The organism is Catellatospora chokoriensis (genome assembly GCF_011297315.1).
Classification (GTDB): domain Bacteria; phylum Actinomycetota; class Actinomycetes; order Mycobacteriales; family Micromonosporaceae; genus Catellatospora; species Catellatospora citrea.
Genome location: NZ_JAAOTI010000006.1, coordinates 287,032 through 312,418 on the forward strand (window position 1 = coordinate 287,032; position 25,387 = coordinate 312,418).

Annotated in this window: 30 protein-coding genes; 12 read left to right on the forward strand and 18 right to left on the reverse strand. The window is 70.4% G+C overall.

Going from position 1 to position 25,387, the window contains the following annotated elements:
* Complete coding sequence (locus HAV39_RS12080) at positions 1-699, reverse strand: TetR/AcrR family transcriptional regulator (protein ID WP_191839263.1); 699 nt, start codon at positions 697-699, stop codon at positions 1-3.
* 123 nt (positions 700-822) lie between these two features.
* Between HAV39_RS12080 and HAV39_RS12085 the strand changes: the two genes are divergently transcribed.
* The gene (locus HAV39_RS12085; protein WP_191839264.1) at positions 823-1,797 is read left to right on the forward strand and encodes an extracellular catalytic domain type 1 short-chain-length polyhydroxyalkanoate depolymerase; all 975 of its coding nucleotides are present in this window, start codon (positions 823-825) and stop codon (positions 1,795-1,797) included.
* A gap of 444 nt (positions 1,798-2,241) precedes the next feature.
* On the opposite strand, the gene HAV39_RS12090 is transcribed toward HAV39_RS12085, so the two are convergent.
* The 4 genes from HAV39_RS12090 to HAV39_RS12105 form a co-directional block, all read right to left on the reverse strand.
* Positions 2,242-3,003 (reverse strand): DUF6518 family protein, encoded by a 762-nt coding sequence (locus HAV39_RS12090; protein WP_191839265.1) that lies wholly within the window; start codon positions 3,001-3,003, stop codon positions 2,242-2,244.
* Positions 3,004-3,075: 72 nt separating this feature from the next.
* Entirely contained in the window at positions 3,076-3,582 is a 507-nt protein-coding gene (locus HAV39_RS12095) for a hypothetical protein (protein ID WP_191839266.1), read from the reverse strand.
* A 70-nt stretch (positions 3,583-3,652) separates the two neighbouring features.
* A complete protein-coding gene (locus tag HAV39_RS12100; RefSeq protein WP_191839267.1) occupies positions 3,653-4,105 on the reverse strand; it encodes a hypothetical protein in 453 nt (150 codons plus the stop codon).
* A gap of 733 nt (positions 4,106-4,838) precedes the next feature.
* Positions 4,839-5,816 carry an EamA family transporter gene (locus HAV39_RS12105; protein WP_191839268.1) on the reverse strand — a complete coding sequence of 326 codons (978 nt, stop codon included), beginning with the start codon at positions 5,814-5,816 and terminating at the stop codon, positions 4,839-4,841.
* Between the two features lie 87 nt (positions 5,817-5,903).
* On the opposite strand from HAV39_RS12105, the gene HAV39_RS12110 reads away from it, so the two are divergent.
* The gene (locus HAV39_RS12110; protein ID WP_191839269.1) at positions 5,904-6,449 is read left to right on the forward strand and encodes a CGNR zinc finger domain-containing protein; all 546 of its coding nucleotides are present in this window, start codon (positions 5,904-5,906) and stop codon (positions 6,447-6,449) included.
* Positions 6,450-6,451: 2 nt separating this feature from the next.
* Here HAV39_RS12110 and HAV39_RS12115 read toward each other — a convergent pair whose 3' ends face one another.
* From HAV39_RS12115 to HAV39_RS12145, 7 genes are all read right to left on the reverse strand, one after another.
* Positions 6,452-7,216, reverse strand: a complete 765-nt coding sequence (locus HAV39_RS12115) for a sulfite exporter TauE/SafE family protein (RefSeq protein ID WP_203736221.1) — start codon at positions 7,214-7,216, stop codon at positions 6,452-6,454.
* Positions 7,217-7,430: 214 nt separating this feature from the next.
* A complete protein-coding gene (locus tag HAV39_RS12120) occupies positions 7,431-8,867 on the reverse strand; it encodes a sigma-70 family RNA polymerase sigma factor (protein WP_191839270.1) in 1,437 nt (478 codons plus the stop codon).
* A 130-nt stretch (positions 8,868-8,997) separates the two neighbouring features.
* A complete protein-coding gene (locus HAV39_RS12125; RefSeq protein ID WP_239120532.1) occupies positions 8,998-10,041 on the reverse strand; it encodes a coiled-coil domain-containing protein in 1,044 nt (347 codons plus the stop codon).
* 170 nt (positions 10,042-10,211) lie between these two features.
* Entirely contained in the window at positions 10,212-10,706 is a 495-nt protein-coding gene (locus HAV39_RS12130) for a GNAT family N-acetyltransferase (RefSeq protein WP_191839271.1), read from the reverse strand.
* A 120-nt stretch (positions 10,707-10,826) separates the two neighbouring features.
* Positions 10,827-11,165, reverse strand: a complete 339-nt coding sequence (locus tag HAV39_RS12135) for an RNA polymerase-binding protein RbpA (RefSeq protein ID WP_120319291.1) — start codon at positions 11,163-11,165, stop codon at positions 10,827-10,829.
* 116 nt (positions 11,166-11,281) lie between these two features.
* Positions 11,282-11,797, reverse strand: a complete 516-nt coding sequence (locus HAV39_RS12140; RefSeq protein ID WP_239120531.1) for an aldo/keto reductase — start codon at positions 11,795-11,797, stop codon at positions 11,282-11,284.
* Positions 11,798-11,890: 93 nt separating this feature from the next.
* A complete protein-coding gene (locus tag HAV39_RS12145; protein ID WP_191839272.1) occupies positions 11,891-13,369 on the reverse strand; it encodes a cellulase family glycosylhydrolase in 1,479 nt (492 codons plus the stop codon).
* 266 nt (positions 13,370-13,635) lie between these two features.
* On the opposite strand from HAV39_RS12145, the gene HAV39_RS12150 reads away from it, so the two are divergent.
* On the forward strand, positions 13,636-14,175 hold the full coding sequence (locus HAV39_RS12150) for a dihydrofolate reductase family protein (RefSeq protein ID WP_191839273.1): 540 nt from the start codon (positions 13,636-13,638) through the stop codon (positions 14,173-14,175).
* 177 nt (positions 14,176-14,352) lie between these two features.
* Here HAV39_RS12150 and HAV39_RS12155 read toward each other — a convergent pair whose 3' ends face one another.
* Positions 14,353-14,673 carry a hypothetical protein gene (locus HAV39_RS12155; RefSeq protein ID WP_191839274.1) on the reverse strand — a complete coding sequence of 107 codons (321 nt, stop codon included), beginning with the start codon at positions 14,671-14,673 and terminating at the stop codon, positions 14,353-14,355.
* 198 nt (positions 14,674-14,871) lie between these two features.
* On the opposite strand from HAV39_RS12155, the gene HAV39_RS12160 reads away from it, so the two are divergent.
* The 4 genes from HAV39_RS12160 (at position 14,872) to HAV39_RS12175 (ending at position 18,156) form a co-directional block, all read left to right on the forward strand.
* Positions 14,872-16,107 carry a lipocalin-like domain-containing protein gene (locus HAV39_RS12160; protein ID WP_191839275.1) on the forward strand — a complete coding sequence of 412 codons (1,236 nt, stop codon included), beginning with the start codon at positions 14,872-14,874 and terminating at the stop codon, positions 16,105-16,107.
* Positions 16,108-16,186: 79 nt separating this feature from the next.
* Positions 16,187-16,762 carry a TetR/AcrR family transcriptional regulator gene (locus tag HAV39_RS12165; RefSeq protein WP_191839276.1) on the forward strand — a complete coding sequence of 192 codons (576 nt, stop codon included), beginning with the start codon at positions 16,187-16,189 and terminating at the stop codon, positions 16,760-16,762.
* Between the two features lie 14 nt (positions 16,763-16,776).
* A complete protein-coding gene (locus HAV39_RS12170) occupies positions 16,777-17,445 on the forward strand; it encodes a lysophospholipid acyltransferase family protein (RefSeq protein WP_203736220.1) in 669 nt (222 codons plus the stop codon).
* A 189-nt stretch (positions 17,446-17,634) separates the two neighbouring features.
* On the forward strand, positions 17,635-18,156 hold the full coding sequence (locus HAV39_RS12175; RefSeq protein ID WP_239120530.1) for a hypothetical protein: 522 nt from the start codon (positions 17,635-17,637) through the stop codon (positions 18,154-18,156).
* A gap of 9 nt (positions 18,157-18,165) precedes the next feature.
* Here HAV39_RS12175 and HAV39_RS12180 read toward each other — a convergent pair whose 3' ends face one another.
* Positions 18,166-19,059 carry a hypothetical protein gene (locus HAV39_RS12180; protein WP_191839277.1) on the reverse strand — a complete coding sequence of 298 codons (894 nt, stop codon included), beginning with the start codon at positions 19,057-19,059 and terminating at the stop codon, positions 18,166-18,168.
* Between the two features lie 53 nt (positions 19,060-19,112).
* Entirely contained in the window at positions 19,113-19,739 is a 627-nt protein-coding gene (locus HAV39_RS12185; protein WP_191839278.1) for a calcium-binding protein, read from the reverse strand.
* A 74-nt stretch (positions 19,740-19,813) separates the two neighbouring features.
* Here HAV39_RS12185 and HAV39_RS12190 point away from each other — a divergent pair, with 74 nt between their 5' ends.
* The 4 genes from HAV39_RS12190 (at position 19,814) to HAV39_RS12205 (ending at position 22,207) form a co-directional block, all read left to right on the forward strand.
* A complete protein-coding gene (locus HAV39_RS12190; RefSeq protein WP_191839279.1) occupies positions 19,814-20,131 on the forward strand; it encodes a helix-turn-helix domain-containing protein in 318 nt (105 codons plus the stop codon).
* Positions 20,132-20,266: 135 nt separating this feature from the next.
* Positions 20,267-20,740: a hypothetical protein gene (locus HAV39_RS12195; protein ID WP_191839280.1), complete on the forward strand. Its 474-nt coding sequence runs from the start codon at positions 20,267-20,269 to the stop codon at positions 20,738-20,740.
* A 13-nt stretch (positions 20,741-20,753) separates the two neighbouring features.
* Positions 20,754-21,209 carry a hypothetical protein gene (locus HAV39_RS12200; protein ID WP_191839281.1) on the forward strand — a complete coding sequence of 152 codons (456 nt, stop codon included), beginning with the start codon at positions 20,754-20,756 and terminating at the stop codon, positions 21,207-21,209.
* A gap of 128 nt (positions 21,210-21,337) precedes the next feature.
* The gene (locus HAV39_RS12205) at positions 21,338-22,207 is read left to right on the forward strand and encodes an AraC family transcriptional regulator (RefSeq protein WP_191839282.1); all 870 of its coding nucleotides are present in this window, start codon (positions 21,338-21,340) and stop codon (positions 22,205-22,207) included.
* Positions 22,208-22,264: 57 nt separating this feature from the next.
* Here the strand turns inward: HAV39_RS12205 and HAV39_RS12210 are convergent, their stop codons facing one another.
* The 3 genes from HAV39_RS12210 to HAV39_RS12220 all read right to left on the reverse strand — a co-directional run bounded on the left by HAV39_RS12210 (position 22,265) and on the right by HAV39_RS12220 (position 24,106).
* The gene (locus HAV39_RS12210) at positions 22,265-22,699 is read right to left on the reverse strand and encodes a DNA-binding protein (RefSeq protein WP_191839283.1); all 435 of its coding nucleotides are present in this window, start codon (positions 22,697-22,699) and stop codon (positions 22,265-22,267) included.
* A gap of 106 nt (positions 22,700-22,805) precedes the next feature.
* Positions 22,806-23,588: a hypothetical protein gene (locus HAV39_RS12215; RefSeq protein ID WP_191839284.1), complete on the reverse strand. Its 783-nt coding sequence runs from the start codon at positions 23,586-23,588 to the stop codon at positions 22,806-22,808.
* Positions 23,588-24,106 (reverse strand): SigE family RNA polymerase sigma factor, encoded by a 519-nt coding sequence (locus tag HAV39_RS12220; protein WP_155390963.1) that lies wholly within the window; start codon positions 24,104-24,106, stop codon positions 23,588-23,590. The genes HAV39_RS12215 and HAV39_RS12220 overlap by 1 nt, the downstream gene beginning before the upstream one ends.
* 325 nt (positions 24,107-24,431) lie before the next feature.
* On the opposite strand from HAV39_RS12220, the gene HAV39_RS12225 reads away from it, so the two are divergent.
* On the forward strand, positions 24,432-25,124 hold the full coding sequence (locus tag HAV39_RS12225; protein WP_191839285.1) for a type 1 glutamine amidotransferase domain-containing protein: 693 nt from the start codon (positions 24,432-24,434) through the stop codon (positions 25,122-25,124).
* The last annotated feature ends 263 nt before the right edge of the window (positions 25,125-25,387 follow it).

Genomic DNA, 25,387 nt, shown 5'->3' on the forward strand with positions numbered 1-25,387 from the left:
TCAGCCTTTCTTCGCGGGGGTGGCGCCCGGGGCGCGGGCGGTCTTCTTCGCCGGGACGTCGGCCGCGCCGGCGAGCTGGAGGGCGTAACCGGCATAGGTGTCGGCGACCTGGTCCCGGGTGTACGGCTGGTCCGGGCCGAACCAGTGCGCGACCTGCATGCCCATCGAACCGATCGCGGTCGCGGCCAGCAACGGGTCGGCGACGTGGAACACGCCCTGCGCGACGCCGAGCCGCAGCACGCGCAGACCGAGCTCGCGGGACTGCTCGCGCAGCGCCAGCGCGGGGGCGGCACGTTCCGGCGACAGCGCGTGCAGCTCCGCGTTGGCGACCAGCGCCAGCAGCGGGAAGTCGGCGTGCGCGGCCACCTGCGCCCGCACCAGCGCGGCGAGCTGCGCGGCGGGTCCGGGCGGGGCCTCCACGAGCGCCTGCTGCAGGCGGCGGTGCAGTTCGGTGTGCCCGAGCAGGACCAGCTCGGCGAGCACATGCTCCTTGGCCGGGTAGTGCGCGTACAACGTGGCCGAGTTGATCCCGGCCGCCCCGGCCAGGTCGCGGATGGACGTGCCGTGGAAGCCGTACTCGGCGAACAGCCGCAGGGCCGACAGCAGGATGCGGCCGCGGGTGCCGGGCGGGGTGACGCCCTCGGGCAGCTCGACGGCGACGGCGCTCAGCCGCCGCGGCTCCCACCGGGGCGTCGTCACATGCACTCCTCTACCGATCGAACGATTGGTTGACACCGTAACCGACCGGGCGCATAGTCGCTAGCAATCCTGCTACCCAATCAATCGATTGGTTGGCAGCCGGAACCGAGAGGAGAGCGTGCCATGTCTGTCCCGTCCCCGGACCGCACCGCCGTTCCACCGCTCCGCCGCCTCGCCACCGCCGCCGCCACCGCACTCGCCCTGCTCCTGGCGCAGCTGGCGGTGCCCATCCCGGCGCACGCCGCGGGCGGGTTCTTCCACGGCGTCTACGCGAGCATCTACGGCGCCCGCGACTACCACGGCTACGTGCCGTCGTCGTACCGTCCCGGCACGCCCATACCCCTGCTGGTCGCCCTGCACGGCTGCACCGAGAACGACGTGGGCTTCGACCTGCTGTCGGGCTGGAGCGCCGAGGCCGAAGCGCGCGGTTTCATCGTGGTCTTTCCCGACCAGAGCAACGTGGCCAACCCCGCCACCTGCTGGAACTGGTTCCTGGAGACCAACCAGCACCGCGGCTGGGGCGAGCCCGCCATCATCGCCGGCATCACCAACCGGATGCGCTCGCAGTACACCGTCGACGCCAGGCGGATCTTCACGACCGGCGTCTCCGCGGGCGGCGTGATGGCCGGCATCATGGCGGTGACCTATCCGGACCTGTTCGCGTCCGTCTCCGTCATGGCCGGCTGCGAGTACGACTGCGACGTGCTGCAACTGCAGACCGCGCGGGAGTCCGGCCGCAAGGCGCTGCAGGAGATGGGCAGCCGGGCCCGCCCCGTGCCCGCGATCGTCTTCCAGGGCACCGCCGACCTCGTCGTGCCACCGTCCACGGCATACCGCATCGCCGAGCAGTGGACGACCGTCGCCGGGACCGACCCGGTCGCCGACACCGTGACCACCGGCCAGGTGCCCGGCGGCCGCACCTTCACCCGCCTGACCTACCGCACCACGTCCGGGCAGCCCCTCGTCGAGCAGTACATGATCGACGGCGCGGGCCATGCCTACCCCGGCGGCTGCCCCTGCAGCCTCTACGGCGACCCCACCGGCCCCGACGCCACCGCCCTCACCTGGGACTTCTTCCTGGCCCACCCCAAACCTTGAGAAAGGAAGGGCACCTTCACCACGCTATAGGGGGTCGACGCGCATCCGCACCCGGGTCCGTAGGCGGCACTCTGGTGCTATCGGAGTTGGCGACGCTACCGGCAGCTCCACATCGGCGGGGGCCGCACATCGGCGTGAAATAAGGCTACAGGAGTGATTCGGCATCGGAGGTACTCCGATCCCGAACCACTATTTCATGCATCAATATCACTTCGATCGATCTGGACCCCCGTCGAAGATGTGCCGACGATGACGGTCCCGTCGAATCGAAGGGATCCTCGGGGCGCGTGTTGATGAGTTAACGATGGAGCACGTGCAAGGACTTGTCGATCAAGTCGGCGAGACTTTTGATCTTGAGTTCAGCAAAGGATCTCCACGGGACTTCTGCGCGGGGGAGCGCCACACCGCGTCGACCACGCCAGGGCCGTCGGGGCGTTACCTGGATCAGAGCGCCCCTCGGATATCGCCGACCATCTCCCAGAGTCCCGCGACTGCGGCCGTCGACGTTAGCGACATCAGTGCCAGCAGTGCCCAGTTAATCCGCTTTGCCTTCAACACGGCCGCACCGATAAGAATGATGCAGGCCAGAGCGATCTGACATATTGCGGGGAGAATCTGTTCGGATGTGGTGGTGTTGACGCCGACCCGGGCGACAAACAGCAGCGCGTTGACGCCCGGACCCGCGACAATGCCGAACGTCACACCGACGGCGGCGGTCTGCAGCAGGGCGCTGCTGTTGCGAATGGCGAATCCAAGCTGGCCCATGACGACGCCTGCGAGCACCGACGCCGCGACCCAGAACCCGACGCCGCGGGCCATCGATCCCAGCTCCTCAATCCAGGTGGGCGACGAGAACACCGGCCCTGCGCTGGTTTGGGTTGCCTCATAGCCGCCGGCGCGGACGCCAGAAAGCGCTATGGTGCCGTAGTAGGTGAGCGTGGCGAGCAATAGCAGCCCGGTGGCGGCCAGTGAGCTGCTGCGGCGGCTCACGCACATGTAGCCTGCGATGACGGCGAGCGAACACCAGGCGGCGGCGGTGCTGAAGACCGCCTGGATGATCTGGCTGATCGGGTCGGGTGCGACGTCCGCAGCGAAGCTCATTACGCCCAGGATCACCCCTGCCCCGATGACATACCCTTTGACGTGACGTCCGTCAATGTTCACGGCGGCATTCTCGGCGGGCCGGGCTTCCGGTTCGGGAGTCACGCTTTCTCGCCTTCTCGTCATTGTGGGTCGGTGGTTCTTAGGCTGGGCGGTCAGCCAGCCACGGCAATGTAGCTATGCGCAGTTCTGCGTGACTGTTGCCTTCACGCCGGAGTAGTCGCCGGCTTGGGCTGGGGTCACCACGTCGTGATCGAACACAGGCCGGTCTTGTGGGACGAGGCCTTCGGCGTAGAACGGCGTCTGGTGCACGCTTAGGACGTGTGGCAGTGCAGTGTCGTGGTCTGCCGGGGTCTGCGCCTCCACGAGCATCCGCGCCCACGAGCACCACCAATCGAAACTTGCGTCTATTCTCGCGGTGCCTTTCTGATACATCGCCTGTTTTCCGTCCGACAGAGTATCGGCGTAGGTTTTCTTAGGCTGCGGTCGCATTGGAGCGAAAGTCCATTTGGTGGCCTCTTGCTCGTATTCCGCCATTGTTTGCTGCGCTGTCAGGTATGCGATGCCGTCGAGGGTCTCCTGGCCGTCGTTGGCACCGGAACGGCCAGCTGATGTGACCCAAACGAGCGAAGCGGTGAGAATCGTGGCCGACGCGAGCACTACCAACCTGGTGGTTTTCTTCATTTTTCCTTGCCAATTGCGATGTCAAGAACTGTTTGGGGGCGGAGAGAGTCCGCCCCCAAACGTTCATATGTCAGTAGTATTCTTCGCCGACGAAGGTGTGGCTGCCTCCGTCTTGGGACGTGTGCCACCGAGCGAAAGCGTTCTTGAAGACCGTCGCGTGGGGGATGCTTGCTCCAATCCTCTTGGTGGTCTCGTCGCCGATCAGGACGGACCAGCAGCTGTTGGGCAGACAGCTGCCGTCGAGCTTGGTGGCCTGGAAGTAGATTCCGTCCGGGGAGCCGTCCTTGTAGGTGGGCAGCCGCGAGAACTTGACTTGCATGTCGCCGGTGCCGCTCTTGTAGCGCTGCGTGCTGGACAGGAACCATTTGCCGCCGGTCGACCAGGTCTCGCCGCTGATGGGGTTCCAGGCGGCTGCGCTGGCCGCAGTCGGGGCGAGAAGGGCGCCCGCTGCTGCGGCCGCGACAATCGCGCCTGCGATTCCGAACGACTTAGCCGATGTGCGACCGGCGAAGATTCGCTTCATGTTGATCCTTTATTGCGGGGCATTTGCCCTAGGGGTCCAGCCGAGTGAATGCGACGAAGAGCGTTTCCGGACACGCCTTCTGAAGGTCCTCAAACGCATTGCGGCAGATTCATTCGGTTGGGCGGGAATCCCAACCTGGTGCAGCGGCTCCGCGGCTCCGTGCCGGTTGGGAGCGTGAAGTTAGCACGTGCACAGCACCTATGGGTGTCGGCAGCCCTCAGCCATTGCCGTGTATTTCACGCTGCGTTAGTCCTTTTGGGACGCCTTCCGCATGGCGTCGATCGGCGTCTCGCCCACCGCGATTACCGTCAGTGAAATACGACCAAATACCTGTGAGCCAGGTCACATGATGGGCTCGACCTGGTAGCTGTCTACCCCCGTTCGGCCGATGAATACTTGGCCCCAAGGTCGCCACCATCAGCAGGTCGCCGTGGTCCTGACTGGCAGAGCTGCCGACCGAGGTGCAACGGCAACTCTACGAAGCACTCCGACTCCAGGTGATCATGACGAGTCGAACCACCGCCATTATCAAGATCACCCTCGCCAGGGACGGCCCCACGGAGGTGGCCGCCATCGCCGTACAAGATCAAACAGCCGTGGTCGGCGGCGACACCGCGACGGTAGACCAGCATCCGCACAAACGTGCGGATGCTGGTCTACCCCGTATGCGTTGTAGAAGGTGCCCTCCCCATCCGAATCGTTCGGGTGTGCAGCCGCGACCTGCGGCGACGTGCTAGCGCGACTGGCCCGCGAGCGCCGGCTCGGCGGCGGGCACGATCTCGTCCGGCACGGACGGCGCGGACCGCAGCTCGTCGACGCGCACCAGCACCACGCCGCCGATGATCAGTGCGCCGCCGAGCAGCTGCACGGGCACCGGCAGCTCGCCCAGGAACAGCCAGGCGATCAGCACCGCGAACAGCACCTCGGTCAGCCCGACGAACGACGACAGCCGCGCGCCCAGGATCCGGGCCGCGCCGATGCCGGAGACGTACGAGATCACCGCGGCCACCAGCGACAGCCCGACGATCGGCACCAGCCAGCTCATCCGCTCCCCCGCGAACGTGACGTCGCCGAAGGTCGCCCGCAGCGGCAGCGCGCCGAACGCACCGAGCGCCAGCAGCACCACCGCGCCGATCGCCATGCCGGTGCTGGCCATGGCCACCGACGGCAGCCGCTCGTCGACCCGCGCGCTGAGCACGAAGTACGCCGCCAGGCCCACCGCCGCGCCCAGGCCCCACAGCACACCCACCGGGTCGATGCTGCCGCCGCCGGTCACGTCGAACACGAAGAACAGCCCCAGCATCGCCGCCGCCGACCCGGCCAGGGTCAGCCGGCGCGGCCGCTGGCCGTGCCGGGCCCACATCCAGAACACGACGAGGATGATGCCCAGGTATTCCAGGAGCAGGGCGACGCCGACGGGCAGGTATCGGACGGCGTTGAAGAAACCCACCTGCGCGCCCACGACGGCGAGCAGCCCGAAGACGCCGATCGAGCCGAGGTTGCGGCGCAGCACGTGCCACTTGCCGCGCAGGGCGAGGACGGTCGGCACGGCCAGCATCAGGGCGGCGGCGCCCACCCGCGCGGCGACCGCGGCCTCGGCCGACCAGCCCGCCTCGATCAGGGACCGGGCGAAGGTGCCGGAGGTGCCGAACGTCGCGGCCGACAGCAGGGCCAGACCGAGGCCGACACCGGCGGAGCGTTGGGTCTGCATGGAACTCACCTCGGAAGTTGCCAGAAGCGTAATGAGCAAAACACCGCTATGCTAATGACAGTAGACCGATGGGTGACAGGAGTCAAGGTGCTTTTTGCTCATGACACTGAAGTAGCGCTGGTGGCCGCCGCGGCACTGGTCAACACCACCGGCTCGGACGGCGAGAAGCTGCCCGACCTGGCCGCGCTCGACGACTTCGTCCGGGCGTACGAGTGGACCGGCGGCCGCGAGCACACCGCCGCAGAGCTGCGCGCGGTGCAGGACCTGCGCCCACGGCTGCGCCGGGTGTGGGAGGCCGACGAGGACGAGGTCGTGCAGATCGTGAACGCGCTGCTACGCGAGTCGAACGCGCTACCCCAGCTCGTCAAGCACGACCAGTGGGACTATCACCTGCACGCGACGCCCTCCGACGCGCCGCTGGCCACCCGCTTGGCGGTCGAGGCCGCGATGGCGCTGGTCGATGTGGTCCGCAGCGGTGAACTCAGCCGCCTGCGCGTCTGCGAACTCCCCGACTGCGGCAACGTGGTCGTCGACCTGTCCAAGAACCGCTCGAAGCGCTTCTGCGACGCCGGCTGCGGCAACCGCGCCGCCGTCACCGCGTACCGGGCCCGCAAAGCCGCCGCCCGCGCCTGACCTCAGACCAGGAGCTTGATCATGGCGACCAGGCCGATGACGACGATGAGGGCACGCAGGACCGCCGGGGGCAGGCGGCGGCCCCAGCGGCCGCCGATGAGGCCGCCGACGACCGAGCCCGCCGCGATCAGCAGCGCCGGCTGCCAGGCGACCATGCCCAGGGCGATGAACAGCACCGCGGCGACCCCGTTCACCAACGCCGCCAGCACGTTCTTGATGCCGTTGACCCACTGCAGGTCGGTGGAGAGCAGCACCCCGAGCAGCCCCAGCAGCAGCACGCCCTGGGCCGCGCCGAAGTAGCCGCCGTACACACCCGCACCGAACACGCCGAGCAGCAGCAACGGCCCCACGCGCCGGTCGCTCTCGGGACGCCGGTGAGCCAGCGACCGGGCCAGCCGCGGCTGCAGGATCACCAGCACCAGGGCCAGGCCGATCAGCACCGGCACGATGGCGTTGAACGCGCCCGGCGGCAGCCACAGCAGCAGCACCGCGCCGAGCAGGGCGCCCAGCACCGAGGCGGTGCCCAGGCGCAGCAGCAGCGGGCCGTGCCCGGCCAGGCCCTTGCGGTAGGCGTACGCCCCGGACAGCGAGCCGGGCACCAGGCCGACCGTGTTGGACACGTTCGCGACGACCGGCGGGTAGCCCAGGGCCAGCAGCACCGGGAAGGTCACCAGCGTGCCGGAGCCCACCACCGCGTTGATCCCGCCCGCGGCCATCCCTGCCAGCAGCACCGCCACGCCCTCGGCGACGGTCAGCGTCGTCTGCATCCTTGTCGCGCCTTCCCCGGGCCGGTCGACGCCGACAGGTCGCCGCCACCCGGATCCTCATGATCCGATGACGCGAGCCTAGGCGGCCGCCTGCCGGGGTCCACCATCGAAGCGGCGAAGGTCACCGCCGGATGATCGCTCGACTTGCCAGGCACATGTGGCAATCCATGATCAAGATACGCACACGTGCCAGGCAAGTCCGACGATCTTGGCGTCAGCGGAAGCCGAACATCTGGGTCCAGTAGTAGCGGTAGCTGCCGCCGGTCGCCCGGCCCACGCCCATCGCCTTGTAGGAGCAGTTCAGGATGTTCGCCTTGTGGCCGGGCGAGTTCATCCACTGGGTCATGGTGGCCTTCGCGGTGGCGTTGCCCGCGGCGATGTTCTCCGCCGACGGCTGGTCGTAACCGGCCGCCTTGGCCCGGTCCCACGGGCTGACCCCGTCCGGGGTGGTGTGCGAGAAGTAGTTGCGCTTGGCCATGTCGGCGCTGTGCAGCCGGGCGGCCTTGTCCAGCTTCGGCTCGGCGCGCAGCGCACCGCAACCCGCGCTCTTACGGGCCTGGTTGACCAGCGCCAGCATCTGCGCCTCCAGCGTCACCGGGGCGGCCTTGGTGGGGCTGGGCGGCACCGACGCGGCGGCCGACGGCGAGGCCGACGGGCTCGCCGGAGCAGCCGAGGGCGAGGCCGAGGCCGGCGCCGCGACCGACGGCGGCGCGGACCCGGGGGCGACACCCGCCGCGACGGCGGCCGCGGCGCTTCCGGCCCGGTCGACGTCCGGGCCCTCACCGACCACCGGGACCAGCGCGTACACGCCGGTCGCGGCCAGCACGGTCGCCGCCGAGCCGAGCGCCAGCTTGCCGGGCAGGCGCAGCCCGCGCGCGCCCGCGGCGGCGATCGCGGCCGCCGGGCTGGTCTGCGCCGAGCCGCCCGGCACCGGCCCGTCGGTGAGCGCCAGCAGCGCGGCGAGCACGGTGGCCGCGCCGTTGCGGGCGGACAGGCGGCGGCACCGGTCGCAGCCGCGCACGTGCCGGTCGACCTGCGACCGTTCCCGGGAGGTCAGCCGCCTGCGGCCGTGCACGATGGCGTCGAGCCCGGCGCAGCGGCCGTGCCTGCGGGCGATGAGCACGGTGCGCACCGCGCTGCCCAGCGCCGCGCGCGAGCGGTGCACCAGCACCGCGGCGTGCGCGGTGCCGACACCGAGCACCTCGCCGATCTCGCGGCTGGTCAGCTCCCACCGCACGTTCAGCTCCAGCACCGCGCGCTGGCGCGGTTCGAGGCCGTGCGCGGCGGCCCAGACCAGCTCGTACGCCTCCCGCTGCTCGGCGGCCTGCTCGGGGTGGCGGCCGGGGCTGTCGTCGACCAGCAGCGCCGGATCGGGCAGCGGGGCCGGCGCGACCCGGGCCGCCACCGACCTCGCCCGCCGGTACGCGATGGAGAACAGCCAGGTCCGGAACACATCGGGGTCGCGCAGCTTGGCCAGGTCGCGCCAGGCGACGAGGAACGTCTCCTGCACCACGTCCTCGGCGGTGTGCCGGTCACCGACCTGCCGGAACACGAAGCCGAGCAGGCCCGGCCGGTACAGGCGGTAGAGCCGGTCGAACGCCTCGCGGTCGCCTGCCGCGGCGGCCCTGGCGAGGGACGTGTCTGACCGCATGACTGCCTCCCGAGGTAGCGGTGTCTCGCTGATAAGTCCCGCTACCGGTCGCGCCATTACACCCAACGCGAGAAAATCTGTCCACGCGAGAGCCGTGCCCGCTCGCCTGGCGCGGATCGGCGCCCGCCGGCTAGTACACCGACAGGTGCACGTGGTCGGTGTGGTCGGCCGACGGCGAGTCACCGCAACTCGACCCGGTCGGCGAGTACCTGTGCCAGCCGCCGCCGGTGGCGGTCCACACCTGGCAGAACCAGATGACGTACATGACCCCGAGCGCGCTGGCGTTCTTGACGAAGTACGCGGCCAGCTTGTTGCCGTAGGTCCGGTCGGCGCCGGAGGCCGTCCCGCCGAAACCGCCCGCCGCCGCCGAGAAGTCGCAGGCCCGGCCCTTGGGGTGCTCATACATGTCGCCGGGGCGCCAGCACGAGGTGTACCGCTTGAACCCGTCCTCCCGCGCCTGCTCGTAGGCGTGCAGCGTGCGCGGGGTGATGCAGGCGTCCGACGAGGGCCGGGTGGGGTCGTTGATGCTGCAGACCTCCTTGGGCCAGGTGCCGTCCGAGTTGCGCTTGGCCGGAGCGGCCAGCGGCGAGTCCGGGTCGACCCAGCCGCGGGTGGCCTCGCCGCCCAGCGCGCTGAGCGCCTTGTCGGCGGCCTTGCGCAGCTTCGCCATCTCGGCGAAGTGCTTGGCCTGCTCCTGCACGGAGGCGTCGACGGCGGCCTTGGCTGCGGAGATCTCCCTCTTGACATGGACCAGCTCGCTGATGCGGGCCTCGTCGCGGGCGGTCAACTTCTCCAACGCCGCGGAGCGGGCCAGGAACTCGTCGGACGAGTTCGCGTTCAGCATCACGCCGATGACGCCGAGCCGCCCGGCCTTGTACGCCTCGGCGGCGTACTTGGCGACGCTCGCCCGGACCCGGGTGTACCGGTTCTCCGCCGCCAGCAGCGTCTGGTTCATGGTGGTCTGTTCTTTTTTGGCCTTCAGCATCGCCGCCTCGGCCTCCAGGTACTGCCCGGCGGCGCTCTCCAGGTTCTGGCGCGCCTGGGCGACCTTGGTCGACGGGATCTCGTTGGGCTCGGCGTTGGCGGGCGTCCCGAAGCCGGCGACCAGCAACACGGCGGCCACGAGCAGGGCGAGCAGGGACGCAGGGCGGGGGCGGCGCACCGGGGCAGGCACGTACAGGATCCTTCCGTCGTCCGCCGCGTAACAGCCGGGCACGCGGCGGCGGCCGCCAGGGGTGAGGGGGAACTCTGCACGGGCGCGGCCGCCTGGCAGATTACCGCGCCGCGGCGGCGCGGGAAAGTCTTCGAGGTCGCCGTGGGTGACCACGGACCGCTCGCGAGGCCTCAGCCCACCGATATCAGCAGGTCACGGACGTACCGCATACCCGGACGGTCACCCAGAGTGATCGGACCATCGACAGTGAAGCCGTTACGGCGCAGCACCGCGGCGGAGGCGGCGTTGTCGAGGGTCGTCACGGCGGTGAGAGCGGTCAGCCCGTACTCGCCGGCGGCCAGCGCGCAGACCTGAGCCACCATCGCCGTGGCCAGACCCGCGCCCGACGCGCTCTCGGCGATCCGGTAGCCGAGCTCGGCGCGGCCGTCGGCGACGTCGATCAGGTTGACCCGGCCCACGATCGCCGCGGCGGGGTCGGTCACCACGTGGAAATGGTGCAGCCCCGCCGCCTGCTCGGCGAGGATCGCCGCGTGCCGCTCGGGGAAGTGCGTGAAGTAGTCGTCGCCCCGGTCGGCGATGGTCCGCGCGAACCAGGCCCGGTTGGCGGTCTCGAACGCCAGCAGCGCCGGGGCGTGCGCGGGGGTCAGCCGCCGCAACTCGTACATGCGCCGGGACGCTACCCGACCGGACCGCCGCGCTGCGTCGAATTTGTCGCGGTCCGGATCGGGGAACACGAATGCCGACGCCGGTCTCGGGGACCGGCGCCGGCATCGGCGGTGTCGGGGTCAGCGACCGCGCTTGGTGCGCACCTCGGCCAGGCGCTCGTTCAGGATCTCCTCGAGCTCCTCGATCGAGCGGCGCTCCAGCAGCATGTCCCAGTGCGTACGCGGGGGCTTGACCTTCTTCTGCTCCGGCTCCGTGCCGTCGACCAGGCGCGCCACGGCGCCGTCGAACTTGCACTCCCACGTCGAGGGCACCTCGGCGTCCACCGCGAACGGCACCTCGAAGCGGTGCCCGTTGACGCAGGAGAACTCACGGGTCTGCCGGGGCGCGAACTCGGTGTTGCGGTCAGACTCGTAGCTGACGGCGCCAAGTCGGCTTCCCCGCAGCACGCGCTCGCCCATACCAGCTCCTCACAGTTGAAATGGCCTCTGGTGACGCAACGACGCGCACACCCGTCGTGTTTCCCCAGCGGCAGACGACAGTACGCGTCCGGCGCCAGCCACGACAACCCGACACGTCAGGCCCCGGCGGCGTCCAGGCGCACCATCTGCTCGCCGGAGAGCACGGCGTCGAGCGCGGCATGCGCCGTCTCATACTGCTCCAGCGTGCGCGGGCCCACCAGTGGAATCATCGTGGGCGACTGGCGCAGCAGCCAGGCCAGCACCACCTGGTCGGCCGTGACGCCGATCTCAGCGGCCACCTGCGCGACCGCGGCCAGCCGCGCCTGCGCGTCAGGGCCTTCGTAGTTCTCCATGGCCCAGTGCCCGGCCCGTTTGGCCGCCGAGTCGCGGACCCCCTTGCGGATCGGCGAGTACGCCACCGGCGGCAGGTCGTCGTGCGCACGCAGGTAGTCGAGCTGCTCGCCGTCCAGGATGGAGGCGGAGTCCAGCCCCGCCCTCGGGCGCAGGTAGGTGTGCTGCTGAAGGGCGACCGGGGCGGGCCAGCCGTCGGCCGCGCGCAGCCGCCGGATCCGCTCCAGCCGCCAGGTGCGCACGTTCGACCAGCCGATTCCTCGATCGCGTACGCCGGCCACGCTAGAAGCTGGAGTGCGCTCCAGGTCAAGCCTGACCGCACGGCGCGGCCCCCTCGCCGGGCACGAGGGGGCCGCGCCGCCGATCGGGGCGGGTCAGCTGGTCGGGAAGTTGTCCGCGGTCCGGATGCGGTTGCGCATGAAGTTGCCGGACTCGGTCAGCACCGCGGTGCCCGCGTACTGGCCGCCGTTGCAGGTGCCGGGCCTGAACGCGGCACTGCCCTCGTCGGCGTCGGAGTAGGTCCAGTTCGCGTAGCCGATCTTCAGCCGGTCGAGCATGTCCAGCCAGGCGGTGCTGCTGGAGGTGTCGACCGCGCCGCCGCCGGTGTAGGTGACCGTGCCGAACTCGGTGACGAAGATCGGCAGCGCGGCGGCCGCCCGCTCCACCTCGGCGCGGTAGTTGTCCTTGTGCGAGGCGGCGTAGAAGTGGAACGCGTACATGACATTGGTCGCGTTGACCTTGTTGTTGATGATCTCGGTGGAGTTGCCGCCCTCCGAGACGCCCAGCGACGACCAGCCGCGGGTGCCGACGATGACCACGGCGTCCGGGTCGTTGGCACGGATCACCGGGATGACCTGCTCGGCGTAGTTCTTGATGGTCGACCAGCTCACGCCGTTCGGCTCGTTGGTGATCTCGTAGATCACGTTGTTCTTGGCCGCGTGGCGGGCCGACACCGCGGCGAAGAACGTCTTCGCCCGGTCCAGGTTGTACATCGGGTCGCCGGGGGTCAGCGTGTGGAAGTCGATCAGCGCGTACAGGCCGCGCTCGGTGGCCTCCTCGACGAGGTTGTTCACCTGGTTGGTGAACCCGGTCGGGTTGGTCTCGTAGCCCTGCTCCTGCACGTACATCGACACCCGCAGCAGGTCGGCCTGCCAGTCGCTCGCGAGCGCGTCGAGCGAGGCGTCGTTGTAGCAGTTGGCGAACCACTGGATGCCGTGCGTGCTCATACCGCGCAGCTGGATCGGGCGGTTGAACCGGTTGCACAGGTTCACGCCGCACACGCGCAGCTGCCCGTTGATCGCGACGGGCGTCTGCCCGACCGGCTGCGACGGGCTCGGCGAGGCCGACGGCGAGGCGGACGGCCGGGGCGACGCCGACGGCGAGCTGCTCGGCGCGGGCGAGCTGGGCGTGGGCGAGCCGGGGTTCGTCGCACCGGTGCACACGACGCCGTTGAGCGTGAACGAGGTCGGCAACGGGTTGGCGGTGGTCCAGCTGCCGTTGAAGCCGATGCCGGTGGAGGCGTTGGTGGCCAGCGAACCGTTGTAGCTCATGCTCGCCGCGGTGACGTTGGCGCCGCTCTGGGCATAGGTGGCCGACCAGCCCTGGGTCACCTGCTGGCCGGAGTTCGGGAAGGCGAATCCCAGCGTCCAGCCGTTGATCGGGTCGCCGAGGTTCTTGATGGTGATGTTGGCGGTGAAGCCGCCCTGCCACTGGTTGACGGTGTAGGTGACGGCGCAGCCGCTGGCCGCCATGGCGTTGACCACGGGCAGCGCGACCGTCACACCCATGGCGAGCGCGCCGACCGCGCCGGCCGCGATCAGGGCGCGCCGGGACGCACGCGGGAGGAGTCTCATGACGAGCCTTTCGTCGGGATCGGGCGTGGGCGCGCGCCGGCGCGACCCTTGTCGGGCAACAAGGGGCAGCAAACGCCCTGGCCAGAGACCGGGAGCGCTCCCATCGACCAGAGCTTAAAGCTCCGGTAATCCCTTCGCAACATGTGCATCAATCGAAGCCCCATATCGCCGCAGAGCCCCTGAAACTTTCAGAAATGCGCCCCGTCGTGATCGGATGTACGGTCCCGGCACGAGGCGGGGCAACGCACACCCACGGGAGGAAACGTATGGGCAAGGTGCTGTGGCACATCACGATGTCGCTGGACGGCTTCGTCACCGGACCGGGCGGCGACATGTCGTGGATGGCGGGATACGCCGGCCCCAACCCGGCCGTCGACGAGGTGCTGTCCCGCATCGGCGCGGTCCTGATCGGCCACCGCACCTATTTCGGCCCGGACGGCGACGGACCCACCGACGAGGGCCGGGTGTACGGCGGAGCCTGGACCGGGCCGCAACTGGTCTACACCCGCGACGTCCCGGAGCACCCCGACCCGGCGTACATCTTCGTCGACGACCTGGCCGAGGCAGTCGCCACCGCGAAGGCCGCCGCGGGTGACGGCTACGCGGTGCTGATCGGCGCGGCCATCGCCCGCGCGTGCCTGGACGCGGGGCTCCTGGACGAGGTCCTGATCCACGTCGTCCCGACACTGCTCGGCGACGGCACCCGCCTGTTCGACCGCCCCGGCGGCGACGGCACCCGCCTGGAGCAGGTCAGCGTGACCCATACCCCCGTGTGCACCAACATCTGGCTGCGCGTCCCCCGCTGACGGCACCGCGTCCTGGAACGGGCCGGGCGGCGCTCAGGGCCGCCGGTTGAGCGCCGCCAGCACGGCGACGAACTCCTGCTGGTCGAGCACGATCCGGTTGCGGTGGCGGGCCCGGGAGCCCGCACGCCAGATCGGGGTCGGGTGGTCGCGCTCCGGGTCCCCGCCGGTGACCCAGATCTACCAGGCGTCGAAGTCGTCGGCCTGGCCCGCCCAAGCGCGGTTCAGCTGCGTCCAGGGGATGACCCGGGTGCGCCACACGTGGCGGATCTTGATGCCCTCGAAGCCGATATAGACGCCGACCAGCGTGACCCGCCAGACGAGGGTCACCCAGCTCGGGATGAAGACCGCGTAGACGATTGCCACGGCAGGCGTGAACTCGCCTGCAGCCAGGCCGCCGGCCGGAATCAGCACGGCGGCCACGGCGGACCCCAGCACGGCGATGGTCACCTGCGCGTCGTGCGCGCCGCCGTCGCCGTAGGGCCTGCTCCACTTCGCCATGGGCGCAGCGTAGTGATCCACGGCAATACCCGCCCCGGCACGGAGCAACCTTCGGACGCGACCCCGCACGGGGCAGCGGGACCACCTTTGCGATCTCGGCCACGCGGACCCGAAACGAGCGCTACATTACGCAAACCAGGGCAATAGGGTGTTACACCTGAAAGGCCGGCGCTGCGGCGTGATGGGACGGCGTGCAAGATGAGTGAGGTTCCCGGAAGGTTCTCCCGCCGCACGGCGCTGCGGGCGCTGGCAGCAGGTTCGTTCGTCGCCCTGCCGGGTCTGGCCGCGTGCGGGAACTCCGGGCCGCCCGCCCCGCCCGCCGCCGGCCCCACGCTCAACCGCTACGGCACCAGCCCGAACGACTACGCCCTGCTCAACCTCAAGCCTGACACGTTCTACGCCTGGGAGGACGGGTTCCGCACGGCCGCCACCAACGAGGACCCCCGGGTGTACGAGTGGTGGCACACCGAGCTGACCGGCGACGACGGCATCGTGGTCTCGTTCACGCTGAAGACCCGCCCCGGCGACGGGCTGACCGCCGAGTCCGACCGGCGGCCCGCGGTGAACCTGCTGATCACCACCCCGTGGGGCAACGAGTTCAGCGTGTTCCAGACGTACAGCTGGAACGAGTTCGCCAGCGCCACGGACCGCTGCAACGTCAAGGTGGGCCCGTTCACGCTCACCGGCGACCTGAAGAGCTACCAGCTGCGCGGCACCGCCAACGACATCACCCTCAACCTGAACCTGACCAGCACCGCCGCGCCGTTCCGGCCGGGCACGGGCTACGTCTACCTGGGCGGGCCGGACCAGTACCAGGCCTGGTTCGCCGCCGTCCCGTCGGGCAAGGCCGAGGGCCACATCGTCTTCTACAACGAGAAGCGCGACTTCATCGGCACCGGCTACCACGACCACACGTGGGGCAACCTGCCGCTGCCGCAGTTCGTCGACCGGTGGCGCACCGGCATGGGGGTGGCCGACCGCTACTCGGTGATCGCCCGGGACATCCACCTGCGCGGCAAGTACGACTCGACGGACCTGACCGTGCTGCTCATCGACGACATCGAGGCGGGCAAGCGGCTCGTGGCGGCGTACAACGACGAGACGCTCAACGCCACCGAGATGCAGACCGGCGAGGACGACGACTTCGCCGAGGTGCAGTGGAACTACACCGGCGACAACTCCGCGATCGTCACCATGTCGGCGACCGACCGGTCGGTGCCCGGACGGCCGTACGTCAACGGCACCGGCTCGGTGCTGCCCGCCTCCCGCGGCGAGGCGCCGCGCAAGCGCTGGTACATCCGCAACGAGGCCGAGGTCGCGCTGAGCCTGGGCACGATGGGCCCCGGCTACCGGGTCACCGGCAAGGGCACCCTCGACAACGCCCAGTTCGAGCTGCTGTCGGGGCAGCCGACCCCGAAGCCCAAGCCCTCCTGAACGGTCGGCGCGCGTTTCGCCTCCGACCCGCCGGACGCAGCCAGTAGACACTGTCTACCCACTCTGGTAGACAGTGTCTATGCCGGATCCGGACACCACCCTGCGGGCCCGCCTGATCGAGGTGGGCGTGGACCTGCTCACCCGCGAAGGTCCCGGCTCCCTGACGCTGCGCGAGATCGCTCGGCGGGCCGGGGTGTCGCACGGCGCGCCGCGCCGCTACTTTCCCAGCCACCTGTCGCTGCTGTCCGCCATCGCCCAGGTCGGCTACCAGGACCTCGGCGGGCGCATCGCCGGGCTGCGCGACGAGGCCGACCCGCGCGCCGGGCTGCTCGCGCTGGGCCGCGGCTACCTCGACTTCGCCCGCACCCAGCGCGGCATGTTCGAGCTGATGTTCCGCCACGAGCTGCTGCGCGGCAACCAGATCGGCCTGCGCGACGCCAGCCGCCAGCTGTTCGGCGTGCTCGTCGACCTGGTCTCCCGCGCCCGGCACGGGGTGACCGCCCCGGAGCCCGTCGTCGTCGCCGGGGCGCTGTGGGCCAACCTGCACGGCATCGCCCAGCTCTGGCTCTGGGGCAGCCTGCAGATGACCGTGCAGACCGACGACGTCGATCCGCTGCTACGCGCCGCGCTGGACGCCCACCTGGGCCCGGCTTGATCACCGGAGGACACGTGTCGATCCAGTCCGTCACCCGGATGCTGCTCACCCCGCTGTCACGGGTGGCGTTCCGGCCGATCGTCGAAGGCCGCGAGCACATCCCGCTGGACGGACCGCTCATCCTGGCCGCGAACCATCTGTCGTTCCTGGACAGCTTCATCATCCCGCTGATGACACCGCGGCCGGTCGCGTTCATGGCCAAGGCGGAGTACTTCACCGGCGCCGGCCTGCGGGGTCGGCTCATCCGCGAGCTGATGACCGGCCTCGAAGCCATCCCGGTGCAGCGCGGCGGCCACCGCGCGGCGCAGGAGTCGCTGGAACTCGCTCTCGGCCTGCTCCACCGCGGCGGCGCGTTCGGCATCCACCCCGAAGGCAGCCGCTCGCGTGACGGCCGCCTCTACCGCGGCCGCACCGGCGTGGCCTGGCTGGCGCTGGCCTCCGGCGCACCGGTCGTGCCGGTCGCCGTGCTCGGCACGGACCGCATCCAGCCGGTCGGCGCGAAGCTCCCCCGGCCCGGCCGCGTCACCATCCGCTTCGGCACGCCCCTGCGTTTCACCCAGCAGCCCGGCGTCAGCGTCGCCCGCGCCCGCCGCCAGGCCACCGACGACATCATGGCCGCCATCCAAGCCCTCTCCGGCCAACACCCCGCCGACACCTTCAACGACCTCTCCCTCACCCCCTGACCCCCACCCCGGCCCGCGCGGCCCGGCCCCGCCGCGGGTCCATGATCACTGTTTAGTGCCAAGATCTGCGGTCGGACCACAGCTTTCGACACGAGACGGCGATCATGCAGTACCCGGGCACCGGCGGCGCGGAAACGGCGTGCGGAAACCGGCTCGCGCGAGAGGGGTCGGGACGGCATGCTCGGCGGCGTGGTGGTGATTCAGCGGATCAGGGTGCGGTGGTCGACAGACGCGCGCGGGGCGAGTGACGCCGACCTGCGCCGCGGGTTGACCGATGCGCGCCGCCTGCCCGAGTCGCTGCCCGACGGGCCGGTCGTCGTGCACGACGTGCTCGCCGACCACGCGAACGGATACCGCCTCACCGAGCAGGTCATATCCGGCAGGGACCCCGCATCGTCGGCATCGCTGCAGCTCAGCGAGACCGAACGGGGTGTGACGGTCCAGGTGTGCGTCCGTGGTGCGGTCTATCCGCTGCAGGATCGGCAGACCCGGCTGTTCACCCTGGCCCCCGGCGAGATCGGGCTGTACCGGGCGAACTTCCGGTTCCGCGGGCAGTGTTGCTGCTCGGCGTCGTGGTGGTACGAGGACTGGACGGTACGCGTCGCGAACGCCCCCGCCCGGCCGGAGCTGTTCCTGCACCAGGTGCCGCAGCAGGTGAGCGACCGCCGGGTGGGCCTCTACGGCGGCCGTGCCCGCCTCAGCGCCGCCTGACCAGTCGGCTCACTCCTCACACCAGAGGAGCGCGCCGGGGCACCCCTTGTACGAGTGGGCGATCAACTTGCGCGCGTTCGTCTCGACGACGGCGGCGGTGCGGAACGGCCGGCCGTGGTCGTCGATGAATAGCGTGCCGGTGCGGCCGGCGCTGGTCCACCGCAGGCGCAGCCGCCAGCTGCAGTCGCAGCGACCGGCCTCGGCGGTGACCGTGAAGATCTCCGGGTCGGACGCGGAGACGCTGAAAGGGAACGCCACCGCCGGGATCTTGTTGCCCGCCACGTCCACGCCCGCCTCGGGGACCGGCCGCGGGTCGGCGGCGTCCAGGCCCACTCTGAACAGGCGAGGCGATTCACCGTCGCCACACCCGTAGTCGGGATAGAACAGGTTCGCCGCCTCGACCGGCGGGCCCTTCGGCCCGACCACCTCGACGGTCAGGTCCTGCAGCACCACCGTCTTGTCACCGGTCCCCTGCACCGTGAGCAGCAGGAGCCCCTCGGAGGGGACCGCGTCGACCCGCTGCATCCACTCGGCGACCTCGTCGTCGGCGGGCCGCACCCGCGAGTCCGGGTCGACCACGCGGTGCGGGCTCGACAGCTCACCCGGGGCGGCGTTCACCACGTACGGCCTGCAGAAGTAGCCGCGGTACAGCACGTCCACGCTGAACGGCAGGTCGGCGGCGGCGGCCGAGGTCGGCGCACCACCGCCGGGGGCTTCCCCGCTCGGGGTGAGGTACGCGAGCGCGACACCGCTGATCACCGACACGACCACGGCCGAGGCGACGCCGCCGAGCCAGTTGCGCAGCACCCGGTGCCGCCGCCACCAGCCCATGGGCGGGCGCGCGACCGGACTCGGCGGACCCGGCACGGGGCGCCGTTCGTTGGGGTCGATCGGCAGCGTCACGGCGCTCCCCTGTCCGGTGTGGAGGCAGTACCGGACGCTGACCCTACTGAGTGTCAGTGGCCGGTCGCAGCGCCGCCACGGCCAGAGTTGCCCGGCCGATCGACCAACTCCGACCGGGTGACGGCATGAGCGGCACGCAGCCGTGCCCACACTGCCCGGAACAGCGTGGGCGCAGTATCGAGGTCAATGATGGGAAGGGCACCTTCCACAACGCATGGCGATGTGAAGGTGCCCTTCCTTTGCTCAGGCGGTGAAGGTTTCGCAGCGGGTGCCGGAGTGAGGTTGTTGCCGCGGCCGGGGTGGGCGGTGTCGGTGCCCGTGCCGCAGTCGAGGACGTCGTTGCCGCTGCCGGTGGTGACGGTGTCGGCGCCCGCGGCGGTGTTCACGGTGTTGTTGCCGTCGCCCGCCTCGACCCGGTCGTCGCCGCCTGTGGTGGTCACCACGTCGTTGCCGGCGCCGGTGCGTACGACGTCGTCGCCCTCACCCGTGTTGACCACGTTGTTGCCGTCGCCGGCGTCGACCCGGTCGTCGCCGCCCGTGGTGGTGACGACGTCGTTGCCCGCGCCGGTGACGACGCAGTCGCCGCCGCCGTTGCCGGTGACGACGTCGTTGCCGCCCTTGCCGATGATCAGGTCCGCGTCCGCGGTGCCCGCGATCGTCTCGTTGCGGGTGGAGCCCACGAGCACGTACCACTGGCGGAACAGCGCTACGAGACATATCTGAAAGAACGCACCGAAGAGGAACGAGGCCAACGGTGAGCGACTACAGCCGATGGAGCGAGGTCCGCGCCGAACACGTCGCGCGCGCGGGCGGCGAGGACGCGATCGAGGCAGGCAAGCAGGAACTGCTCAACGAGGTGTTCGGGCACCGGCTCGCCGAGCTGCGTCGCGCACGCGGCCTTACCCAGCAGCAGGTCGCGGACCGGATGGGCGTCACCAAGGGCCGCGTCTCGCAGATCGAGCAGGGCCACATTTCCGGGCAGGAGGTTCTCGCCCGGTTCGCGACAGCCCTGGGCGGACGACTGCACCAGGCGATCTACTTCGACAACGGGGACATCGCGGCAGTGGCCTGACTGCTACCCGCGGCGTCGCGAAGTCAAGCCGTGCTTGTTCGCTATCACGGATTGGCCCGACGGCGGAGCAGCAACTTACGAATTTGCGCGCCATACTCGTAAGCACCAGCTCTCGTCGAAGGGCAGGAGCCAGCCATGACCGTCGCGTCCGACCGCGAGAAGATCGCCGACCTGCTCTCCTCCGTGGAGGAGCTGGAGGACATCGCCCGCACCCTCGACGACGAACGGCGGGCGCGGCTGCTGCGCGTCGCCCGGCAGTGGCTGGCCACCTGCGAACCCATCCGGCCGGTGATCGCCGCCGAGCTGCTCGACCTGAGCGAACCGACGATCCGGGAGTGGGCCCGGACCGGCATCTTCGCGATCGTGGAGGTCCACGGGCAGCCACGGCTGGAGCCGCGGCGCTTTCACGAGGTCTGGCACCTGGTCCGGGAACTGCGCGCGGCCGGGCAGACCCGGGGACTGCTCGACGCCGTCTGGCGCTACCTGGAGGACACCGCGCTGCTGGAACGTGACGACGTCCGGGAGAGCCTCGCCCAGATGCGCCGTGGCGAGGGCACGACCATCGACACCGGCGAGCTGCTCGCGCGTACCCGGCGCAGCGGTTCCTAGGCAGGTCGCCGACGTGCCCGTCACCCTCGACTGGACCCCCCGCACCGAGCAGCAGTTCGACGGCCTGCGCAGCCGCCAGCAGCAGCAGGTCGCCCAGTTCCTGCGCCACCTCGAAGCCGAGGGCTGCGCGGCTCTCGGCTATCGGCTCACCGGCGGGGCCCCGCTCGACCGGCTGTGCGTGAAACACGTCGGCGACCTGCGCATCGTCGTCGCGTTCCGGTCCGGTAGGCGCGCCTGCGTGGTCCTGATCGGACGCCACGACGAGGCCGATCCGGGCCTCGACGTGTACGCGGCGCTGTATGAACTGGCCGGGGTCAAGTCGCCGACGGATCCGCGGACCAAGCCGCCGTGCTGTGATGACGGCGGTCTGCCGCCGGAGATCGGCACGGCCGTCGACGAGCTCGCCGACCGGGCCGTCCGGATCCGCCGCACCCGGCGCGGCGAAAGCCGCGAGTCTCCGCGCGGTTAGGTTCAGTCCCGCCGAGCGTGTCGGCCCGCCGCGGTGACCCGGTGCCCGTCCGCATGATCGGATCGGTCCGCCACGATCGGGCGCGGCCAGGGGTCCCTCGGCCAGGCTTGACGTCGAAGGGAGGCCACATGATCTCGGCACTCAACCGGCTCGTCGACATGGTCGAGCAGCACCTCACCGAGGACCTCGACCTCGGCGGGCTGGCCGCGTCGCTCGGCACCACCGAGTACCACCTGCGCCGGATGTTCTCGTCGCTGTCGGGCATGCCGCTGTCGGAGTACGTACGCCGCCGCCGCATGACCGTCGCCGCCGCCGACGTGGTCCGCGGCGAGGACGACCTGCTGAGCATCGCGGTCCGGCACGGCTACGGCTCGACCGAGGCGTTCGGCCGGGCGTTCCGGGCCGTGCACGGGGTCGGACCCGGCGACGTCCGCCGGGACGGCGGCCCCCTTCGTACACAACCACAGCTCAGGTTCCGCCTGACCGTCGAAGGGAGCATCCCCATGGACACCCGCATCGTCGACCGCCCCGCGTTCCGCCTCATCGGGCACGCGGCCCGGGTGCCGCTGATCCACCACGGCGTCAACCCGCACATCCAGCAGCACATCGCCGCCCTGCCGGTGGCGGAGCATGCCCGGCTGAAGGCCCTCAGCGCCGCCGAGCCGGCCGGTCTGCTGCAGGTCACCGACGGCGTCGACCCCGACGCCGTCGAGGGCACCGAGCTGACCTACCTGCACGGAGTCGCCGTGGCCGCGGACACCCCGGCCCCCGCCGACCTCGACGCCATCGAGGTGCCGGCCGGGCGCTGGGCGGTCTTCAGCACGTCCGGACCGCACCCGCAGGCGCTCCAGACGACCTGGGCCGCGACGGCCACAGAGTGGTTCCCGTCCAACCCGTGGCGGCTGCGGCCGGGTCCGTCGATCGTCGCGGTCCTCGACCGGGCCGCCGACTTCAGCACCGCGAGCTGCGAGCTGTGGCTGCCCGTCGAGGCGGCGTGACGGACGCCACGATATAGAGGACGGCCCGGTGGGCGGCGCGGCAGGCCGCCCGCCGGGCTAGTCGGCCGGGCGGGTGCGGCCGGTCAGGCGCTCGTAGCGCTGCCGCGCGGCCTGCGGGGTGCCGAGGCCGAGGCCGAAGGCGATCGACTGCCAGGTCAGGCCGCGGGCACGGGCGAGGTCGAGCAGGCCGATCTCCAGGGCGTCGAAGTCGGCGCGTACGCGGGGAAGCAGGGTGAGCGCGGCGGTCAGGTCGGCCTCGTCGAGCGGGGCCTCGTCCGGCTCGGGCAGCGCGGAGCCGGCCGCGAGCGACACCGCCAGGCAGACCGCCTCGTAAGGGTCGAGCACCGCCGCGTTGCGCCAGCGGTCACGCCGGCCGTTAGTCGCGGCGTGCCGCTCGGCGATCCGGGTGAGCGCGGCGAAGTCCCGCATCGCGCGGGCCCGCCCGGCATCCGGCGGAACGAACAGGTCATCGGTCTCATGCGCGTCAACCATGCCGTCAGTCAACCCCGGCAACGCTCCGTTGTCAACTTTCCGTGTTGAACGGTCTGTTCAAGAAATGCGGCGGGCCGACGACTGCTGTCGGCCCGCCGCGACAGGATCAGACGGGCCAGCGCGGGCTGGTCGCCATCACCTCGAGCTGCGCGAGGGTCAGCACCGGCACCTGGCGAGTGGGCGTGTTGCCCTTGGGCTTCACGGCGTTGTACGCGGTGACCGCGACCCGCACCCCGTCCGGCCGTAGGAGGTCGACCGTCCGCTGGACGATCCGGTCGTGACCCGTGGTCTCCGGACCCTCGGTCACCACCATCCGGGTTCCGTCATCCAGCACCCTCTCGGTGCACGTGGTGCCCCGCTGAGCCCAGCCGCTGCGGCCCTCGCAGGTGAAGATGTCACGCAGGTCCCCTCCGCCGGGCTTGCCGCCCTGCCCGAAGGCCGGCTGGACGTTCACCATCACCTTCGTCCTGCCCAGCCGGTCGGTGATCACCACCTCGGCGAACCCGTCCTGGGACACCGGCTGGGAGACCGCCGAACCGGTCGGGAGCAGCGCTTTCAACGCCGCGAGGACCTTGGCCGCGGCGGGTTCGCCCGTCGGGCACGGGCAGCCGCCCGCCGTCGACGGCGAGGGCGACGGGCTCGCCGACGCGGGCGCCACCTGCGGCACCGGCACGGCCGGCTGGACATCGTCGGTCCGACCCAGACCCAGCACGCTCACGACACCCGCGAGCAGGCCGAGCGTGGCGACCCCGGCGGCGACCGTCACCAGCCGCTGCCGGGTCCGGATGCGCCTGGCCGTGGTGAACACCGCGGCCGGGCCGTCGGCGATCGGCGGTTCGTCGGTCTCGATCGCGGTGCGGAGCGCCTTGCGCATGTCGTCGAGCTGCATCACTCGATACCTCCAAGATTGAGCATCAGTTCTTGCGGGGCATCCGCCAGCACGTCACGCAGCGCGGCCAGTCCCTTGGCGCACTGGCTCTTCACGGTGCCCTCGGTGACGCCGAGCGTTTCGGCGGTCTCCTCGACGCTGCGGTCCTCCCAGTAGCGCAGGACGATCGTGGCGCGCTGGCGGGGCGGCAGGGTGCGCAGCGCGGCGAGGACGGTGAGCGCCTCGGCCCGGTCGCCCGGCGGGGCGGGCCGGTCGGCCAGCTCGTCCGACAACCGTTCGCGGCGTCGCGAACCGCGCTGGCTGTCGTCGAGATATACCCGCAGCAGCACGCGGCGGGAGTAGGCGTCCAGGCTGTCGATCCGCCGCCGTCGCGCCGCCACGACCATCCGGGCCAGGGCGGTCTGGACCAGGTCCTCGGCCCGGTGCCAGTCCCCGCACAGCAGGTACGCGGTGCGACGCAGGTGCAGGTAGCGGGCTTCGACGAAGGTGTGCAGGTCGGCTTCGACATCAGGTTTCATCGGCAAGACCCCTCGTTGGCTGGCTCTGTCACCGGTCCTAGACCGATGCGGCCATGCGGGAGGTTGCCCGGGGTCGGCGACGTGAAGAAGGTACGGGGCCGACGCGCCAAGCGTGCCGTGTGGCGGATAACTCGAAACGGCGGGAGTCTTCCGGAGTCGGTGCTTAGACTTCGGAGTTGATTACGTTTCGTCGGCCCGGTCCGAGGCGCGGTGCGTTTAGCAAACAACGCACAAGGATGTATGTATTCGGCGCATACATCGCTTTTTCGACATCCAAGGCGGATTGGTGGCCCATTACCGTCCTCACTTGAAGGCGAGACCTCTCATGGCGAAAGTTCTTATGGTGCTGAGCGGCGCGCAATACTGGACCATGAAAGACGGGCACCGGCATCCCACCGGGTATTGGGCTGAGGAGTTCGTGGCCCCGTACACCGTGTTCACGCAAGCCGGTCACCAGGTCACCGTGGCCACTCCAGGCGGTGTGATCCCCACCGTGGACACGATGAGCCTGCGGCCCAGCATGACGGGCGGTGAGAAGACGTCCCTCCAGGAGGAGAACGTCATCGAGGCGGCTGACGAACTCCGCCACCCCGTCGCCATCAAGGACGTGCGCTTCGAGGACTACGCCACCGTGTTCTACCCCGGCGGACACGGACCCATGGAGGACCTCGCCTACGACGCCGATTCAGGCAGGCTCCTCCGCGAGGCGCTGGCCTCGGGCAAGCACTTCGGCATCGTCTGCCACGCGCCGTCCGCGATCCTCGCGACCCGTGACGAGCACGGCGACACTCCGTTCGCGAACTACAGCCTCACCGGCTTCACCAACGACGAAGAAGCCGGCGTCGGCCTCGCCGACAAGGCCAAATGGCTCCTGGAGGACGAGCTGAGGAAGCTGCCCACCAACTACTCGCGCGGCCCGATGTGGGAGCCGTACCTGGTCACCGACCGCACCCTGCACACCGGCCAGAACCCGGCCTCTGCCGGCCCGCTCGCGAAAGAACTCGTGTCGGTGATCTGAGAGAGTCGGCGCGGCAGCAGTGTCGGTGGCGAGCGCGGGCCTTACGCGGTTGCAAGCCAGGGGCTACGCGCTCACCACCCCACCTGCCATACCGGGCAGGAGCATCCGGCGCCTCGGCGGCATGGGACCCCTACTCGTACCGGCCGGCCATGCGCAGTTCAGCGCGAGCCTGCCGCGCACCGAGGCAGTTCGGTTGCAGACAGATACCGCACCGCCCGGAACGTTGCCCATCCCGATGGCGATGTAGTTCGCGGCGCAGGTAC

Excerpts from the sequence above, each read along its gene's own strand:
- HAV39_RS12085 (WP_191839264.1), top strand. The coding sequence starts at position 823 with ATGTCTGTCCCGTCCCCGGACCGCACCGCCGTTCCACCGCTCCGCCGC.
- HAV39_RS12095 (WP_191839266.1), bottom strand. The coding sequence starts at position 3,582 with ATGAAGAAAACCACCAGGTTGGTAGTGCTCGCGTCGGCCACGATTCTC.
- HAV39_RS12100 (WP_191839267.1), bottom strand. The coding sequence starts at position 4,105 with ATGAAGCGAATCTTCGCCGGTCGCACATCGGCTAAGTCGTTCGGAATC.
- HAV39_RS12105 (WP_191839268.1), bottom strand. The coding sequence starts at position 5,816 with ATGCAGACCCAACGCTCCGCCGGTGTCGGCCTCGGTCTGGCCCTGCTG.
- HAV39_RS12115 (WP_203736221.1), bottom strand. The coding sequence starts at position 7,216 with ATGCAGACGACGCTGACCGTCGCCGAGGGCGTGGCGGTGCTGCTGGCA.
- HAV39_RS12120 (WP_191839270.1), bottom strand. The coding sequence starts at position 8,867 with ATGCGGTCAGACACGTCCCTCGCCAGGGCCGCCGCGGCAGGCGACCGC.
- HAV39_RS12130 (WP_191839271.1), bottom strand. The coding sequence starts at position 10,706 with ATGTACGAGTTGCGGCGGCTGACCCCCGCGCACGCCCCGGCGCTGCTG.
- HAV39_RS12135 (WP_120319291.1), bottom strand. The coding sequence starts at position 11,165 with ATGGGCGAGCGCGTGCTGCGGGGAAGCCGACTTGGCGCCGTCAGCTAC.
- HAV39_RS12145 (WP_191839272.1), bottom strand. The coding sequence starts at position 13,369 with ATGAGACTCCTCCCGCGTGCGTCCCGGCGCGCCCTGATCGCGGCCGGC.
- HAV39_RS12150 (WP_191839273.1), top strand. The coding sequence starts at position 13,636 with ATGGGCAAGGTGCTGTGGCACATCACGATGTCGCTGGACGGCTTCGTC.
- HAV39_RS12155 (WP_191839274.1), bottom strand. The coding sequence starts at position 14,673 with ATGGCGAAGTGGAGCAGGCCCTACGGCGACGGCGGCGCGCACGACGCG.
- HAV39_RS12160 (WP_191839275.1), top strand. The coding sequence starts at position 14,872 with ATGAGTGAGGTTCCCGGAAGGTTCTCCCGCCGCACGGCGCTGCGGGCG.
- HAV39_RS12165 (WP_191839276.1), top strand. The coding sequence starts at position 16,187 with ATGCCGGATCCGGACACCACCCTGCGGGCCCGCCTGATCGAGGTGGGC.
- HAV39_RS12195 (WP_191839280.1), top strand. The coding sequence starts at position 20,267 with ATGACCGTCGCGTCCGACCGCGAGAAGATCGCCGACCTGCTCTCCTCC.
- HAV39_RS12205 (WP_191839282.1), top strand. The coding sequence starts at position 21,338 with ATGATCTCGGCACTCAACCGGCTCGTCGACATGGTCGAGCAGCACCTC.
- HAV39_RS12210 (WP_191839283.1), bottom strand. The coding sequence starts at position 22,699 with ATGGTTGACGCGCATGAGACCGATGACCTGTTCGTTCCGCCGGATGCC.
- HAV39_RS12215 (WP_191839284.1), bottom strand. The coding sequence starts at position 23,588 with ATGCAGCTCGACGACATGCGCAAGGCGCTCCGCACCGCGATCGAGACC.
- HAV39_RS12220 (WP_155390963.1), bottom strand. The coding sequence starts at position 24,106 with ATGAAACCTGATGTCGAAGCCGACCTGCACACCTTCGTCGAAGCCCGC.
- HAV39_RS12225 (WP_191839285.1), top strand. The coding sequence starts at position 24,432 with ATGGCGAAAGTTCTTATGGTGCTGAGCGGCGCGCAATACTGGACCATG.